This window comes from Actinophytocola sp. (genome assembly GCF_050699935.1).
Lineage (GTDB): Bacteria > Actinomycetota > Actinomycetes > Mycobacteriales > Pseudonocardiaceae > Actinophytocola.
Window position 1 is genome coordinate 51,382 of sequence record NZ_JBOHGB010000021.1, and the last position, 15,956, is coordinate 67,337.

At 70.6% G+C, this 15,956-nt stretch carries 18 protein-coding genes and 1 pseudogene; 12 read left to right on the top strand and 7 right to left on the bottom strand.

All coding sequences use genetic code 11. The features are described 5' to 3' along the window. Positions 1-36: 36 nt before the first annotated feature. From ACRDTB_RS10515 to ACRDTB_RS10525, 3 genes and pseudogenes are all read right to left on the bottom strand, one after another. Entirely contained in the window at positions 37-516 is a 480-nt protein-coding gene (locus tag ACRDTB_RS10515; RefSeq protein WP_431429881.1) for a hypothetical protein, read from the bottom strand. Then, positions 517-953: pseudogene (locus ACRDTB_RS10520) on the bottom strand (molybdopterin-dependent oxidoreductase); the annotation flags it as partial. A 195-nt stretch (positions 954-1,148) separates the two neighbouring features. Beyond that, entirely contained in the window at positions 1,149-1,442 is a 294-nt protein-coding gene (locus ACRDTB_RS10525; protein WP_431429863.1) for a hypothetical protein, read from the bottom strand. A 161-nt stretch (positions 1,443-1,603) separates the two neighbouring features. On the opposite strand from ACRDTB_RS10525, the gene ACRDTB_RS10530 reads away from it, so the two are divergent. The 10 genes from ACRDTB_RS10530 to ACRDTB_RS10575 all read left to right on the top strand — a co-directional run bounded on the left by ACRDTB_RS10530 (position 1,604) and on the right by ACRDTB_RS10575 (position 12,497). Continuing rightward, positions 1,604-3,631, top strand: a complete 2,028-nt coding sequence (locus ACRDTB_RS10530) for a protein meaA (protein WP_431429864.1) — start codon at positions 1,604-1,606, stop codon at positions 3,629-3,631. Between the two features lie 11 nt (positions 3,632-3,642). Beyond that, complete coding sequence (locus tag ACRDTB_RS10535; protein WP_431429865.1) at positions 3,643-4,536, top strand: transporter substrate-binding domain-containing protein; 894 nt, start codon at positions 3,643-3,645, stop codon at positions 4,534-4,536. A gap of 208 nt (positions 4,537-4,744) precedes the next feature. Beyond that, entirely contained in the window at positions 4,745-5,653 is a 909-nt protein-coding gene (gene ehuB, locus ACRDTB_RS10540; protein WP_431429866.1) for an ectoine/hydroxyectoine ABC transporter substrate-binding protein EhuB, read from the top strand. 31 nt (positions 5,654-5,684) lie between these two features. Continuing rightward, on the top strand, positions 5,685-6,434 hold the full coding sequence (gene ehuC / locus ACRDTB_RS10545; protein ID WP_431429867.1) for an ectoine/hydroxyectoine ABC transporter permease subunit EhuC: 750 nt from the start codon (positions 5,685-5,687) through the stop codon (positions 6,432-6,434). Next, entirely contained in the window at positions 6,434-7,105 is a 672-nt protein-coding gene (ehuD, locus tag ACRDTB_RS10550; protein WP_431429868.1) for an ectoine/hydroxyectoine ABC transporter permease subunit EhuD, read from the top strand. Before ehuC ends, ehuD begins: the two co-directional genes overlap by 1 nt. A gap of 43 nt (positions 7,106-7,148) precedes the next feature. Continuing rightward, complete coding sequence (ehuA, locus tag ACRDTB_RS10555) at positions 7,149-7,913, top strand: ectoine/hydroxyectoine ABC transporter ATP-binding protein EhuA (RefSeq protein WP_431429882.1); 765 nt, start codon at positions 7,149-7,151, stop codon at positions 7,911-7,913. Between the two features lie 10 nt (positions 7,914-7,923). Then, on the top strand, positions 7,924-8,691 hold the full coding sequence (locus ACRDTB_RS10560) for an enoyl-CoA hydratase-related protein (protein WP_431429869.1): 768 nt from the start codon (positions 7,924-7,926) through the stop codon (positions 8,689-8,691). 190 nt (positions 8,692-8,881) lie between these two features. Beyond that, positions 8,882-9,541, top strand: coding sequence for an endonuclease NucS (gene nucS, locus ACRDTB_RS10565; protein WP_431429870.1), 660 nt, complete (start codon positions 8,882-8,884; stop codon positions 9,539-9,541). 89 nt (positions 9,542-9,630) lie between these two features. Beyond that, positions 9,631-10,623, top strand: coding sequence for a DUF3558 family protein (locus ACRDTB_RS10570; protein WP_431429871.1), 993 nt, complete (start codon positions 9,631-9,633; stop codon positions 10,621-10,623). A 92-nt stretch (positions 10,624-10,715) separates the two neighbouring features. Next, positions 10,716-12,497, top strand: a complete 1,782-nt coding sequence (locus tag ACRDTB_RS10575; protein WP_431429872.1) for a 3-hydroxyacyl-CoA dehydrogenase family protein — start codon at positions 10,716-10,718, stop codon at positions 12,495-12,497. Positions 12,498-12,552: 55 nt separating this feature from the next. Here ACRDTB_RS10575 and ACRDTB_RS10580 read toward each other — a convergent pair whose 3' ends face one another. Beyond that, complete coding sequence (locus ACRDTB_RS10580) at positions 12,553-12,726, bottom strand: FmdB family zinc ribbon protein (protein WP_431429873.1); 174 nt, start codon at positions 12,724-12,726, stop codon at positions 12,553-12,555. A gap of 47 nt (positions 12,727-12,773) precedes the next feature. On the opposite strand from ACRDTB_RS10580, the gene ACRDTB_RS10585 reads away from it, so the two are divergent. Beyond that, positions 12,774-13,070 carry a hypothetical protein gene (locus ACRDTB_RS10585; protein ID WP_431429874.1) on the top strand — a complete coding sequence of 99 codons (297 nt, stop codon included), beginning with the start codon at positions 12,774-12,776 and terminating at the stop codon, positions 13,068-13,070. 66 nt (positions 13,071-13,136) lie between these two features. On the opposite strand, the gene ACRDTB_RS10590 is transcribed toward ACRDTB_RS10585, so the two are convergent. Then, positions 13,137-13,307, bottom strand: coding sequence for a hypothetical protein (locus ACRDTB_RS10590; protein WP_431429875.1), 171 nt, complete (start codon positions 13,305-13,307; stop codon positions 13,137-13,139). Between the two features lie 235 nt (positions 13,308-13,542). Between ACRDTB_RS10590 and ACRDTB_RS10595 the strand changes: the two genes are divergently transcribed. Further along, positions 13,543-13,845 (top strand): hypothetical protein, encoded by a 303-nt coding sequence (locus tag ACRDTB_RS10595; RefSeq protein ID WP_431429876.1) that lies wholly within the window; start codon positions 13,543-13,545, stop codon positions 13,843-13,845. 78 nt (positions 13,846-13,923) lie between these two features. Here ACRDTB_RS10595 and hisC read toward each other — a convergent pair whose 3' ends face one another. Continuing rightward, positions 13,924-14,985, bottom strand: coding sequence for a histidinol-phosphate transaminase (gene hisC / locus ACRDTB_RS10600; RefSeq protein ID WP_431429877.1), 1,062 nt, complete (start codon positions 14,983-14,985; stop codon positions 13,924-13,926). Positions 14,986-15,139: 154 nt separating this feature from the next. Further along, positions 15,140-15,679, bottom strand: coding sequence for a DUF3558 domain-containing protein (locus ACRDTB_RS10605; RefSeq protein WP_431429879.1), 540 nt, complete (start codon positions 15,677-15,679; stop codon positions 15,140-15,142). Between the last annotated feature and the right edge of the window lie 277 nt (positions 15,680-15,956).

Consider the following 15,956-nt stretch of genomic DNA (forward strand, 5'->3'; position numbering starts at 1 on the left):
GACGGTGGCCGGGTCGCCGACCCGGCCACCGCCGGCTCAGCGGACGGTCACCGGGATCCGCTGCGCCAGGTTGTTCGCCATCCCCTGCACGTTCCACGGCTGCTCCACCGGCTGCACGCCCTCGGCGTCCGCCGCCCGGCAGCACAGGGTGTACTCGCCGGGTACCGCGTCCCACGTGCACGACCACGGCCGCCACGCGTGGCGCGAGCGGCTCGGCCCGAGCGAGGCCGACGTCCACGTCAGCCCGTCGTCGACGCTCACGTCCACTCCGGACACCAGGGCACGGCCCGACCACGCGCGGCCGAACAGGGTCACCGGTCCCGCGTCCACGACCCGCCGCCGGGTCATGAAGTCCGGGAACCCCGGCGGGACGGCCAGCGCCCGCGGCTGGATCCGCGACACCGGCACGCCGGGATCCTCGGCCGAGGTGCGCAACCGGTAGGCGACCTCGTTCTGGAACCCGGTGAACGGCGTGAACAGCACCGTGATCTCCCGCAGCCACTTCACGTGCGCCATCCCGTACCAGCCCGGCACGATCAGCCGCACGGGCGCGCCGTGCTGCGGCGGCAGCGGCGCCCCGTTCATCTCGTACGCCAGCAGCACGTCCTCCGCCGTGGCGTCCGCGAGCGGCAGCGCCCGGCCGTAGTCCTGCTCGACCCCGCGCTCGGTCCCGTGGTCGAGCCCGGTGAACGCGACGTCGACCGCGCCGTCGAGCACGCCCGCCTCGGCCAGCAGCGCCGGCAGCGAGCAGCCGGTCCACGCCGCGGTCCCGACCGCCTCGTCCAGCCACGGCTGGCTGACCGGGCGGGGTGCAGCCGCGCCCGGCCGTTGCCCGCGCACTCCAGGGTCACCGTCCGGGTCATGGCGGGCCGGGCCCGCAGCGCGGCGAGGTCGAGCGTCAGCGGGTCGCGGACGTGGCCGCCGACCCGCAGCCGGGTCCGCCTCCCCGGAATTCATTGTGTTGGTTGCGTTGGGGACGGAAGGGTCTGTTTGGTCACGTACTTGTGGCTGGGTTGCGTCACGTTCCCCTTAGGTGCGGTTGGGAAGGCCTCGGCTTGGTTTGATCTTGGGTGTCACAAGGGGTTTCATGACGGCCACCTCCCGGCACCAGGGTGCACCCGCGGCGGGGCGTCGGGCTAGGCCGGTGACTATGGGGAGTTCCGCAACAGCACGTCGATCGCGGTCGCCTCGTCGGACGGGAAGACGAGGATGCGCAGTCCGACCCCGTCCTCGGCGGGGACCGTGGTGGCCGCGACCCCGGCCCGCTTGAGCTGGGACTCGACCACCCGGGCCGCGGTCGAGGACGGAACCTTGGCCACCTCGCGCAGCAGCCCGTAGTCCTTTCGGTGCGCCTTGTCCGTGTCGAGGCTGGACGCCCACCGCAGGACCAGCGCCAGCAGTCCGAGGACCACCAGCGGGATCAGCAGGGTGTAGTCGCCCACGCGACCATTGTCCGACTCCGGCGCCGAAAGGGCACCCACCAATGCGTCGCGAACGGTGCGAGCACGTGCCGGCACCGCCCGTCCTGTGAGGAATGGCACCACGGTGTCCGCGGTTACCGGCCAGTACTCTCGGTAGGTGCACCCGTCGACGGAGGTGTCCGATGCCGTACCCGACCGATGACGAGCGGGACCGCCCGTGGGTGATGCGCACCTACGCCGGACATTCCTCGGCGGCGGCCTCGAACCGGCTCTACCGGCGCAACCTGGCCAAGGGGCAGACCGGGCTCTCGGTCGCCTTCGACCTGCCGACCCAGACCGGCTACGACCCCGACCACGTGCTGGCCCGCGGCGAGGTCGGCAAGGTCGGCGTCCCGGTCGGCCACATCGGCGACATGCGCCAGCTCTTCGACGGCATCCCGCTGGCCGAGGCGAACACCTCGATGACGATCAACGCCACCGCCATGTGGCTGTTCGCCCTCTACGTCTCGCTCGCGCAGGAGCAGGCCGACGAGCAGGGCGCCGACTGGCACGAGGTCGTCGCGAGGCTCACCGGGACCACGCAGAACGACATCATCAAGGAGTACCTGTCCCGCGGCACCTACGTGTTCCCGCCCGGGCCGAGTCTGCGACTCATCACCGACATGGTGGCCTGGACCGTCGCGAACGTGCCGAAGTGGAACCCCACCAACATCTGCAGCTACCACCTCCAGGAGGCCGGCGCCACGACGGTGCAGGAGGTGGCCTACGCGATGTGCACCGCGATCGCCGTGCTCGACGCGGTCCGCGACTCCGGCCAGGTGCCGCGGGACCAGATGGGCGACGTCGTCGCGCGCATCTCCTTCTTCGTCAACGCCGGCGTGCGGTTCGTCGAGGAGATGTGCAAGATGCGTGCCTTCACGCGGCTGTGGGACGAGATCACGCGCGACCGCTACGGCGTGGCGAACCCGCGCCACCGTCGGTTCCGCTACGGCGTGCAGGTCAACTCGCTCGGGCTCACGGAGGCGCAGCCGGAGAACAACGTGCAGCGCATCGTCCTGGAGATGCTCGCGGTGTCCCTGTCCCGCGACGCCCGCGCCCGCGCGATCCAGCTGCCGGCGTGGAACGAGGCGCTCGGCTTGCCGCGCCCGTGGGACCAGCAGTGGGCGCTGCGCATGCAGCAGGTGCTCGCCTACGAGACGGACCTGCTGGAGTACGAGGACATCTTCGACGGCTCGGCCGTGATTCAGTCCAAAGTGGACGAGATCGTCGCCGGCGCCCGGGCGGAGATCGAGCGGGTGCAGGACATGGGCGGCGCGGTCGCCGCGGTCGAGAGCGGGTACATGAAGACCCGGCTCGTCACCTCGCTCGCGGAGCGGCGCCGGCGCATCGAGACCGGCGAGGAGGTCGTCGTCGGCGTGAACCGCTTCGACACCACCGAACCCGGCCCGCTGGCGGGCGAGGGTGTCGTCGAGACGATCGAGCCGCACGTCGAGCGGGAGGCCGTCCAGGCGATCAGGCGGTGGCGCGAGGGACGCAGTCAGTCCGAAGTGGATAAAGCGTTGGAGCTGCTGACGTCCGTGGCCCGCACCGACGCCAACCTCATGGAGGCCACGCTCGAGTGCGCGCGGGCCGGCGTCACCACGGGGGAGTGGGCCGGCGCGCTGCGTGAGGTGTTCGGCGAGTACCGGGCGCCGACCGGGGTGTCCGGCGCCGCCGCGACAGGGGAGGTGTCCGGCGAGCTCGCGGCGGTCCGCGACCGGGTCCGGGCGACCGGGGAGAAGCTCGGCGGCCGGCTGCGCATGCTGGTCGGCAAACCCGGCCTCGACGGCCACTCCAACGGTGCCGAGCAGATCGCCGTGCGGGCCCGCGACGTCGGCTTCGAGGTCGTCTACCAGGGCATCCGGCTCACCCCGGCCCAGATCGTGGCGGCCGCCGTGCAGGAGGGCGTGCACGTGGTGGGCCTGTCGATCCTGTCCGGCTCGCACCTCGCGGTCGTGCCCGAGGTGGTGGACGGGCTGCGCGCGGCCGGCGCGGACGACGTCCCGGTCGTGGTCGGCGGCATCGTCCCGCCCAAGGACGAGGGGGTGCTACGCGAGCGCGGCGTCGCTAGGGTGTTCACGCCCAAGGACTACGAGCTCACCGAGATCATGAACGAGATCGTGGACGTGGTCCGCGAGGCGAATGGCATGCCCACGGAAGTCCCACGATGACGGGGTGACCCATGGCCTGGACGCGGCGCCAGTTCCTCTACGGCACAACGGTTCTCGGCGCCGCGGTCACGGCGGGCTGCTCGTCGCGGGTCGGCGGTACCCCGCGGGCCGACCCCAGGGCGCGTCCGGCCGCGGAGGCGTCGAGCTCCGCGCCCGAGGCACCCGCCCAGATGATCATCGGCGTGCTGGAGCACGAGCCGTTCGTGACCCAGGAGGGACCCGCGGTCACCGGCCAGGTGCCCGAGGTGGCCCGTGCCGTGCTCGACCAGCTCGGTGTCGCCGATCCGGAGTTCAAGCTCATGCCCACCAGCGAGGTGCTCCACGTCGCGCTCGTGGCCGGGGAGCTCGACATGGTCGGCGGCATGATCATCACCAGGAACGCCTGCGCGGGCGTGACGTTCTCGGTGCCCGACTTCGTGTCCGGGACCGCGCTGATCGTGCCGCTCGGGAACCCGAAGGGCCTGGCCGACTACGCCGACATCAAGGCCAAGGGCGCGAAGGTCGCGGTCCTGGCCAACCTGCCTGAGCAGGCGGACGCCGCGGCGGCCGGCGTGCCCCGGGCGAACGTCATCCTGGTGCCCGACCCGACCGAGATGGTGGACTCGGTGCGCCGCGGCCGGGCGGACTGCGCCGCGTTCGACGACATCGGCTCGCGTTCGCTCATCAGGTCGGCCGGCAACGACCTGGCCGTCGAGAAGCCCTTCTCCCCACCGAAGCGGTTACCCACGGTGGGCGCGTTCGCGTTTTCCGAGAACGCGTCGGGCATGCTCGACTCGTTCAACAACCGGTTGCGGGACCTGCACGAGAGCGGCGACTGGCTCGCCATCTCCAGTCCGTTCGGCTTCACCGAGGCCAACGTACCGCCCCCGGATCTCACCACGGAGCGGGCCTGCACGGGCCCCTGAGAGCGGGCGTTCCCGACAGGCCTCGCGGACACCTCGCGGACACGATTGGGCAGTTCAGGGCTACCGTTTTCGTCGGCGAGGTCTCGGTTTGCTAACGGCCCGTCGTGATCTTGCAGCTTGGCTTTGACCCCGTCTGGACGATGGCCCTACGTTCGGGGCCCATCGACGACGTGAGAACGCCGGTTTCATCAGACAAGGGACATGACAAATGGCGACCGACAAGTGGACACGGCGGGATCTCTTCAGGCGCGGCGCTGCGCTGGGTGCGGTCGCTATAGGGGGACCGGTGTTGCTCTCGGCGTGCTCGGAGCGCGCGACGACCGGTAGTGGCGAGGGTGGCACGCTGCAGCGAATCAAAGACGCGAAGACGGTCAAGATCGGCATCGCCGGCGAGGTGCCGTACGGGTTCACCGAGGGCGGCGAGGTCACCGGTGAGGCGCCCGAGGTGGCCAAGGCCGTCTTCAAGGCCATGGGCATCCCCGAGGTCGAGGCCGAGCAGGTCGAGTTCGGCCAGCTGATCCCGTCGTTGAACGCCAGCCGGTACGACATGGTGGCGGCCGGCATGGCGATCCTGCCCGACCGGTGCAAGGAAGCCGACTTCTCGGTGGTCGACTACGTCACGCCGACGGCGTTCATGGTGCCCAAGGGCAACCCGGAGGGCGTCGCGAACTTCGAGGACGTCAAGGCCAAGGGCCTGGCGGTCGCGGTGCTCTCGGGCACGATCGAGCAGTCCGTCGCCGAGGCGACCGGCATCTCCTCGGACAACATCCAGCCCTATGACGGCCAGGCGGAGCTGTTCCAGGCACTGCAGGACGAGCGGGCCTACTGCGGCGCGCTGACCGACATCTCGCTCCGGCAGCTGATCAAGGACAACCCGGACGCGCCGCTCGAGGTCACCGACGGCTTCGTCCCGGTGCTCGACGGCAAGGACCAGATCCAGGCCGGGGGGTTCGTCTTCCGCAAGGGAGAGGACGACCTGCTCGACGCGTTCAACGCGGAGCTCACCAAGCTGCACGACAGCGGCGAGTGGCTGACGATCGTCGCGCCGTTCGGGTTCACCGAGGACAACCTGCCGCCCGAGGGCGTCACCACGGAGCAGCTGTGCGCCGGCGAGTGACGCTCGCACGGGCTCGATAGGCGGGCGCGCCGTGTTCGACAACCTGTCGCTGTTTCTTGAAACCATTCTCGAGGGTGTGCCGCTGACGGTGGGAGCGACCGTCGGCGGCATCCTGATCGCCACGGTGATGTCCTTCATCGCCGGGCTGGCGATGCTGTCCCGGTGGTGGATCATCCGCGCGATCGCTCGCGTGTACGTGGAGATCTGGCGCGGCACGTCCGAGGTCGTGCAGCTGCTGTGGATCTTCTTCGTGCTCCCGATCTTGGTCGGCTATGACATCGTGCCGATGGCCGCCGGCATCGCCGTGCTGGGGCTGAACTTCGGCGCGTACGGGGCGGAGATCGTGCGCGGTGCCGTGCAGTCCGTCCCCCGGGCCCAGTACGAGGGCTCCATCGCGCTCAGCCTGACGCCGGCGCAGCGGATGCGGCGGGTTGTCCTGCCGCAGGCGCTGGTCGAGATGATGCCGCCGTTCAACAACCTGTTCATCCAGCTGCTCAAGGGCAGCGCGTTGCTGACGATCATCACCGTGCACGAGATCACCTACCAGGCGCGGGAGGTGCTGGACCGCTATCTGCCCAGCCAGGCCGCGCTCGTCTGGCTCGTCGTGCTGGTGTACTACCTCGTGCTCGCCATTCTGATCACGATGGGCATGCGGTGGATCGAGCGCCGGGCGGCCGCCCTGGTCGGCCGAAAGCCGTCGAAGCCGCGGCCCCTGCGGCGCATGCTCGCCGGGAGCAAGGAAACCCAGCTCGCCGCTAGCCAGAGTGGGGTGCGTGACTGATGCAGGGTGCCAACGACGTCTGGAACTGGGACTACGCCTGGGAAGTGCTCCCCGAGGTGGCCGGGGACGGACTGCTCGTCACGATCCAGGCCACGGTGATCGGGTCGATCGTCGCGTACGTGCTGGGCTTGGTGCTGGCGCTGCTGCGCCGGTCGCAAATCCGGGTCGTCAGCGTGGTGACCACGGGGTTCATCGAGCTCATCCGAAGTACCCCGCTGCTGGTGCAGATCTTCTTCATGTTCTTTGTGCTGCCCGACATCGGACTGCGGTTCGACGCGCTGACGACCGGCATCATCGCGATCGGCCTGCACTACTCGACCTACACCGCCGAGGTGTACCGGGCGGGCATCGAGGCGGTGCCGGTGGGGCAGTGGGAGGCGGCGACCGCGCTGAGCCTGCCGAGGTCGCGCACCTGGATCGGGGTGATCCTGCCGCAGGCGATCCCGCGGGTGCTGCCGGCGCTCGGCAACTACACGATCTCCATGCTCAAGGAGACGCCGCTGCTGCTGACCATCGGCGTGACGGACATCGTCGGCACCGCCTTCCAGGAGGGTTCGTCCGCCTTCCGGTATGTCGAGCCGATCACCATCGCCGGTGTGCTCTTCCTCGTGATGAGCTTCCTGGCATCCCTACTGACCCGATGGATGGAGCGCCGTGTCGGAACAATCTGAGGCCGTGGCGGACGGCGACGTGTCCGCACCGGACGGCGACGTCATGATCCACTTCGAGGACGTGGTCAAGAGGTTCGGCCACGTCACCGTGCTGAACGACCTGAACTTCGACGTGAAGCCGGGGGAGTTCGTCACGCTGATCGGGCCGAGCGGCTCGGGCAAGACGACGATCCTGCGGCTGCTGATGACCCTCGAACAGGTCACCGACGGCAAGATCTGGGTCGCCGGCGGGTGCCTGTCGCACATGAAGCGCGGCGACAGGTTCGTGCCCGCGGACGACAAGCACCAGCGGGTCGTGCGCAAGCGCATCGGCATGGTGTTCCAGCAGTTCAACCTGTTCCCCAACATGAAGGTGATCCAGAACCTCACCGAGGCGCCGGTCCGGGTGCTCGGGCTGTCCCGGGCGGAGGCCGAGGAGCGGGCGCGCGAGCTGCTCGAGCTGGTGGGCCTGTCGGAGAAGATCGACGCGCACCCGACGCAGCTCTCCGGTGGCCAGCAGCAGCGGGTCGCGATCGCCCGTGCGCTCGCGATGCGGCCGGACGTCATGCTGCTCGACGAGGTGACCTCCGCGCTCGACCCGGAGCTGGTCTCCGGCATGCTGGCCCTGCTCAAGGACATCGCCCAGACAACGGACATCACGTTCCTCTGCGTGACCCACGAGATGAACTTCGCCCGGGACGTGTCGGACCGGGTGCTGATGTTCGACGGCGGCCAGATCATCGAGGACGCGCCGCCGGACAAGCTGTTCACCGAGCCCGACCACGAGCGCACCCGCTCGTTCCTGGCGGCGGTGCTCGACCGGGGCTAGCGTCCTCGGTATGTACTCCCACCTACTGGTCGGGACCGACGGGGACACGGTCCGGATCACGATGAACCGGCCGGCCCGGCGCAACTCGCTGTCGGCGGAGCACCTCGCCGAGCTGCTGGACGCCTTCCGGGCGGCCGGGGACTCGAAGGCCTCGGGCGTGGTGCTGGCCGGCGCGGGGCCGGTGTTCTCGGCCGGCCACGACTTCGGCGACGTGGCGGCCCGGGACCTGATGGGCGTGCGCGAGCTGCTGGCGCTGTGCACCGAGCTGATGCGCACGATCCAGTCGATCCCGCAGGTGGTGGTCGCGCGTGTGCACGGTCTGGCGACGGCCGCCGGCTGCCAGCTGGTGGCGTCCTGCGACCTGGCCGTCGCGGCGTCGTCCGCGGGGTTCGCGCTGCCGGGCGGGAAGGGCGGCTGGTTCTGCCACACGCCGGCCGTGCCGGTGGCGCGGTCGGTCGGCCGAAAGCGCCTGATGGAGCTGGTGCTCACCGGCGACGTGGTCGACGCCGCCACCGCCCTCGACTGGGGCCTGGTGAACCGCGTGGTCCCCGACGACGAGCTCGACGCCGCGGTCGACGAGCTGCTCGCGCGGGCCACCCGTGGCAGCCGGGCGAGCAAGGCGCTCGGCAAGCAGACCGTGTACGCCCAGCTGGACCGCCCGGAGGCGGACGCGTACGCCATCGCCCTGGAGGTCATGGCGGCGGCGTCGCAGCTCCCGGGCGCGCGCGAGGGCATGGCCGCCTTCCTGGAGAAGCGCAAGCCGGACTGGCTCGACTAGCCCGCCTCCCCGGAATTCAAAGTGTGGGTTGCGTTCCACCGGATGGTGGCGGTCAGGCGGTTGACTGTGGCTGGGTGCCGTCACGGTCCCCTGAGGTTGCGTTGGTCGGGACCAGACCTCGCACCGTGATCACGGGACACCAGCCTGGCGGTCCCCGGATGTGCCGGGGCGGTCGGCTAGCCTGCCCCGCGTGCGTCTCGTGATCGCTCGCTGCCAGGTCGACTACGCCGGCCGGCTCACCGCCCACCTGCCCATGGCGACCCGGCTACTGCTGGTGAAGTCGGACGGCTCGGTGTCCGTGCACTCGGACGACCGGGCGTACAAGCCGCTGAACTGGATGAGCCCGCCGTGCTGGCTGACCGAGGAGCCCGGCACGTGGACCGTGGCGAACAAGGCCGGCGAGAAGCTGGTGATCACGCTGGCGGAGATCCTGCACGACTCGAAGCACGAGCTGGGCGCCGAGCCCGGCCTGGTGAAGGACGGCGTGGAGGCCCACCTGCAGGCCCTGCTGGCCGAGCACATCACGACGCTGGGCGACGGCTACTCGCTCGTCCGCCGGGAGTACCCCACCGCCATCGGCCCGGTGGACATCCTGTGCCGCGACGCGGACGGTGCCACGGTGGCGGTGGAGATAAAGCGCCGCGGCGAGCTGGACGGCGTCGAGCAGCTGACCCGCTACCTGGACCTGCTCAACCGCGACCCGCTGCTGGCTCCGGTGCGCGGCGTGTTCGCGGCCCAGCAGATCAAGCCCCAGGCACGCACCCTCGCCGAGGACCGCGGCATCCGCTGCGTCACCCTCGACTACGACGCCCTCCGCGGCATGGACTCCGACGAGTTCCGCCTCTTCTGACCCGTCCCCGGAGTCGGCGCCGATCTCGCGGCGCTGACGAAACCGGGGTTCTCCCACCGTGCCCGGCGCCCACTGGCTACGGTGCACGTGTGAGGGGACTACGGCTCGCCGCCACCGCCGTCGTGTCGGTCGTCGTCCTCGCGGGCTGCGGGGGTGCGGTCGACACGGCCAAGGTGACCTTCCAGCGCACGACCGTGCCCGCCGGCCAGGGCGGGGGCAGCGGGGACGGCGCGACCACCGGGGAGCCCAGGACCAACGACCCCGCCTTCGCCGCCGCGAAGCTGCGTACCGTCGACCCCTGCGGCCTGCTGACCGACGACATCCTCGCCAGCGTCGGCGAGCCGGCGACCAACGAGCGCGGCGACTTCGCCGAGTGCGGCAACTACATGACCGACGCCGCGGGTGAGGACCTCAACATCAGCCTGACCCTCGGCGACAACGTCAGCAACGCCGATCAGGCCAACCAGAACATCGGCGGCCTGCCCGCGCTCGAGAACGAGCTCGACTCCGGCGACGCCTGCTTCAGCACCGTCGTCACCTCGACCTCGCCCAACTTCGGCATCACCATCCAGGCCGGCGGCGACTCGAAGGACCTCTGCAAGGCCGCCCGCACGGTGATGACCGGCGTCGTCGACCTCGTCCGCACCGACCCGCCCAGCTACGAGACGCCCCGGGGCACGCTGCTCGAGCTCGACCCGTGCGAGGTCGTCAAGGACGCCGCGCTGCGGACGGCGCTCGGCGAGAACGTCGATGCCGGCGCGCCGTACAACCTCCACTGGTGCAACTGGAGCGGCAGCACCGGCAACCTCGGCCTCTGGCTGCGCCTGGGCTACGACCCGGCGAGGGGCGGCTCCAGTGGCGACCCCGTCGACCTCGGCGGCGGCGTCACCGCCTACGAGCAGGCCACCAGGTCCACCGCCGCGAGCTGCGAGCTGCAGTGGCCGCACCGCCAGTTCGCCGGCGAGGACGCCGAGATCGTGCACATCTTCCTCGACAGGCGCGAAGCCGACGCGGGTGCGGACCCGTGCGACCCCGCGCGGGCGCTCGCGAAGGCCCTGATCCCGACCCTGCCCAAGGCATGACGTGCCCGTGAGGCGTACCACGGCGGACCCGCGATCTTAGTTACTCATAGGTAGCATCCGGCGTACCCGGTTCGTCGTCTCCGGAGGTTGCCATGGCCCGCGAGTTCGGATGTGTCGGAGTGGTCGGGCTGGGCACGATGGGTGCCGGCATCGCCGAGGTCGTCGCCCGCACGGGCATCCGGGTGATCGGCGTCGAGCTCGACCGGGACTGCGTCGCCCGCGCCCGCGAGCACCTCGAGCACTCCACCGAGCGGGCGCGCTCGGGCGGCAAGCTGGACGAGGCCGCCCGCGCGGCGCTGCTCGACCGGATCACCTACACCACCTCGCTCGCCGACCTGGCCGACGCCGACCTCGTCGTCGAGGCGATCCCGGAGAGCCTCGAGCTGAAGGCCCGGGTGTTCACCGAGCTCGAGGAGGTCTGCCGGCCGGACGTGATCCTGTGCTCGAACACGTCCTCGCTGTCGGTCACCGAGATCGGCGTGCACACCGGGCGGCCGGGCAAGGTCGTCGGGCTGCACTTCTTCAACCCGGCGCCGGTGCTGCGGCTCGTGGAGATCGTCCGCACGGTCGTCACCGAGCCGGACGTGATCGCCGACGTCGAGGCGTTCGCCCGCAAGCTCGGCAAGGAGCCGGTGGTGATCGGGGACCGGGCCGGGTTCATCGCGAACGCGCTGCTGTTCGGCTACCTCAACCACGCCGCGTCGATGTACGAGTCCCACTACGCCACGCGCGAGGACCTCGACGCGGCGATGCGGCTGGGCTGCGGTTACCCGATGGGGCCGCTCGCGCTGCTCGACCTGATCGGGCTGGACACCGCGTACGAGATCCTCGAGACGATGTACCGCCAGTCGCGCAACCGCCTGCACGCGCCGGCCCCGATCCTGCGGCAGATGATCACGGCCGGGCTGCTCGGCCGCAAGTCCGGGCGTGGCTTCTACTCCTACGACGGCCTGGACTCGCCGACGGTCGTGCCGGACGCGCTCACTCCCGTCCCGGCGCCGGCGGCCGCCGTGTCCACACGGGACGTCACGCGGGTCGGCGTGGTCGGCACCGGGACGATGGCGACCGGCATCGCGGAGGTGTTCGCGCGCAATGGGTTCGACGTCGTGCTGCGGGCGCGGTCGGGGGAGCGGGCGGACGCGGCGCTCGCGGCCGTGCGCAAGTCCATGGACCGCCAGGTCTCGAAGGGCCGGCTGTCCGAAGAGGATGGTGTGGCGGTGCTCGGCCGGGTCCGCGGCGTCGTCGAGTTCGACGAGCTGGCCGACTGCGACCTGGTGATCGAGGCGGTGGCCGAGGAGCTGGGGGTCAAGCGGGCGGTGTTCGGCGCCCTCGACGAGGTGGTCAAGCCGGGCGCGGTCCTCGCGACCACCACGTCGTCGCTGCCGGTGATCGAGTGCGCGGTGGCCACCTCGCGGCCGGCGGACGTCGTGGGGCTGCACTTCTTCAACCCGGCGCCGGTGATGAAGCTGGTGGAGGTCGTGTCGACGATCTCGTCGGCCGACGACGTGGTGGCGACCGCGCGTGCGGTGTGCCAGCGGGTCGGCAAGCATCCGGTGCACTGCGCGGACCGGGCCGGGTTCATCGTGAACGCCCTGCTGTTCCCGTACCTGAACGACGCGGTCAAGATGCTGGAGGCGCACTACGCGGACGCCGACGACATCGACACGGCGATGAAGGTCGGCTGCGGGCTGCCGATGGGCCCGTTCGAGCTGCTGGACGTGGTCGGGCTGGACGTGTCACTCGCGATCGAGCGCGCGCTGTACTACGAGTTCCGGGACGCCGGGTTCGCGCCCGCGCCGCTGCTGGAGCACCTGGTCACCGCGGGCCGGCTGGGCCGCAAGGCGGGCAAGGGCTTCCGGGACTACGGCGTGTGAGGTCTTGGGCCGACCATGGTGACCTCAGGGGTACCGTGACGGCACCCAGCCACAATCAGCCGGACATCCGCAGCGTTCGCTGGGACGCAACCGACGCATTGAATTCCGGGGAGGCGGACTGGTTCGGGTGACCGTCCGGGCAGATTGCGGGGTCGGACGACGCGCTCGTCGGGCGCTGGACGTCGAACGTCACGGCGCACTCGTGGCAGCGGAACTCGTAGGTCGGCACGGGACCATTGTGCCCTGCCGCCTCGCCGGTCAGTACCGTGATCGACCGTGCCCCGCCGCAACCGTCACCGGACCCGGCGCGCCGAGCCACCCGGCCCGCCGGTCGTTGGCTGGCAGCAGCCCGAGTCCGCCCCGGACGGCGAGTGGCTGGTTCGCCGGATCCCCGGCGACCGGTCGACGAAGCAGTACCGCTGCCCCGGCTGCGACCACGAGATCCGCCCCGGCACCGCGCACGTCGTGGTCTGGCCGGCGGACGACACGGGCGGCGTGGCCGACCGCCGCCACTGGCACGAGTCCTGCTGGCAGACCCGCCACCGGCGCCGCCCGACGAGCCGGTACTGGTGAGCTCGCCAGAACGAGAGTCGCCTGGAGGCAGCGGGTCACGACCCGCCGCCACCAGGCGACGCCGCCTTACGGCGGCTTGCGTCCGCGCCTGATGCTGAGCTGCTGGAGGATCTTGATCGCGTGCTCGCGACCAGCCTTGTCAGCCCGCAACGACCAGATGATGACCACGATCTCGGTCAGAATCCGGAGCGCCAACGCCGCACTCACCAACACACCAACGAGCCACAGCTCACCCACGGCGGGGGTGCTCCTTTCTCCTCTGATCCGGCCGATCGACCCCCAAGTCGCGACGGGCCGGCCCAGTAGGAGATGCGCTCGCGCTGTGTAGTTGTGCGTTTTCAGGATGCCCGAGGTTCGTCGCCACGGCAACGACGGGACGCGGCCGAGAAAATCTTGTGGGCGGGTGTCGATTCGGTCGTCGCTGCTTCGACGTATGGGTGAAGGAGCAAGACGGCACAGATCGGAGAGTTCGGTGTCTCACCCACTCGGTTCGCTAGCGGACAACCTGACCGCCTACGCGATCTACGCGACCGCGCAGGCCGAGATGCGGCACGCCTACTCGCTGATCGACGCGGGTGACTTCGCCGCCGCGGCCGCGGAGATCGCGTCCGCGGCGCGGGCCGCGGACGTGCTGGCCAACTTCAGCGCGTCGGCCGCCGTGGCACGGACGGCGCACTGGCGGCGCGTCGCCACCGCCCGTCGGCAGTTCGCCGTGCGCGCCCGCGCGCATGCCGATTCCGCACACAACGACCGGCCGCGACTGGCAGCCGCCTGAGAGACAAGGGAATTCCGTGACCTCAGGGGACCGTGACGCAACCCAGCCGCACCATCCGCCGGAACGTAACCAACACTTTCAATTCCGGGGAGGCGGGAATGTGCGGGCCGCCGCCAGGAACGCGTCGTTCTCCTCCGGGAGCCCGATCGTCACCCGGGCACCGTCCCCGACGAACGCCCGCACGACGATCTTCTGCTCCAGGCAGTGCTGGTTGAACGCGGCCGTCCGGTCGCCGAGGAGCAGCCACACGAAGTTCGCCTGCGACGGCGGCACCTCGTAGCCCATCTCCAGCAGCGCCGAGCGCACCCGCTCCCGCTCGACGGCCACCGGCCCGCACCGGGCCAGCAGCTCGTCGGCGGCGTCCATGGCCGCGATCGCCGCCGCCTGCGCCATCCGGTTCACCGCGAACGGGATGCCGACCTTGCGCACGGCGGCCGTCACTGCGGGCGGCGCCACCGAGTAGCCGACTCGCACCCCGGCCAGCCCGTACGCCTTCGAGAACGTGCGCAGGACCGCGAGGTTCTCCCGGCCCTCGGCCAGCGCGAGCCCGTCGGGCACGTCGGGGTCGGTGGCGAACTCGCGGTACGCCTCGTCCAGGACGACCAGCACGTGGTCCGGCACGCGGTCGAGGAAGCGCTCCAGCTCCGCGGTGCGCAGCGCGGTGCCGGTCGGGTTGTTCGGGTTCGCGATGAACAGCACCCGCGTGTCGTCCGTGACCGCGCCGGCCATGGCGTCGAGGTCGTGCCGGTAGTCCGCGGTCAGCGGCACCCTGACGTCGCGTGCCCCGACGATCTGCGTGATGATCGGGTACGCCTCGAACGACCGCCAGGCGAACACGACTTCCTGGCCCTCGACGCACATCGCCTGGAGGACCTGCTGGGCCAGCGCCACCGAACCGGCGCCGATCGCCACTCGTTCCTCGGGCTGGCCCAGGTACGCCGCCGTCTTGGCCTGCACGTCGTCGTTGGCCATCTGCGGGTACCGGTTGACGTCGGCGGCCGCGTCCGTGATCGCGGCGAGCACGGACGCCGGCGCGTGCGTGGAGACTTCGTTGCTGGACAGCACGATCGCGCCGGGGATCTTGCGGCCGGGCACGTAGTCCGGGAGTTCGGCGAGGTCGGCTCGGACGGAGATGGGCATGCCCCGCATCATGTCACCCGGCGATGGAGGATGGTGACGTGCATTTGTCTGATCCTGTGGTTCTGTCGCACGCGTTTCCACTCGACTCGCGGATGTGGGACGGCCTGGTCGAGGTCAGCTGCGTGCCCGGCGCGCGCACCGTGTTCGGCTGAGGTCACTCCAGGGGCAGCGCCGGCTCGATCAGCTCCGCGAGCCGTAACGCCATCCGGCAGGAGTCGAACTCGTCCAAGGTGCTGGTGTCAGAGCCCACGGCGCTGGCGTCAGCGCGTGAGCTCTCGCTCACGTACATGATGATCGAGCACACGTCATACGTTTCCACCTGGACCGCCTCCCGCGAGCCGACGGTCAGCGGTGTCCGGTCGAGGTCCGAAGGCAGGTCGTCAAGCCCCCGCGTCTCGTCGACGGAGATGGCAACCGTGTAGGCGTCGCCCTCCTGTCCCCAGTTGTCGACGAACCAGCCGCACCCCCGGCTGATCTTGGAGGGACGGCCCGCACCGACATCCTCGACGCCGACCTCCACCGCGATCTCCTCGGTGAGCAGCGCACAGGGATCCACCTCGGCCAGCGACACCGGTCGTGCGGATGGTGTGCCAGTGCTACCGGGTGCGCTCGGCTCGGCCACGGGCGTACCGCCGGTCTCGGCCGAACACCCCACCAGTACCGCGGCCAGCAGCGGCAGAACGCGTGCCCTCATGCCCACAGCCCTTCACGCTGAGTGTGTTCGGCGGTGACCGGAAACTAGCGTTCGGTGAACAACCGCGTCCACGTCTCACCCACAGATCTGGAAATTCTGGAAGTCAGCCGCCGGCCCGGCGCGGTGCACGACGCCTTCCTCGCGTGGGGCGTCGGCGGTGAGGGCGGCGATCCTCGTCGTCGGGTTCGAGCGGGATGTGCGGCTCCTCCTCGTCGCCGGTCGGGTCGAGCAGCTCCACGGCGTCGCGCCGCGCGGGCCGGCCGGGCGGCTCGTCGTC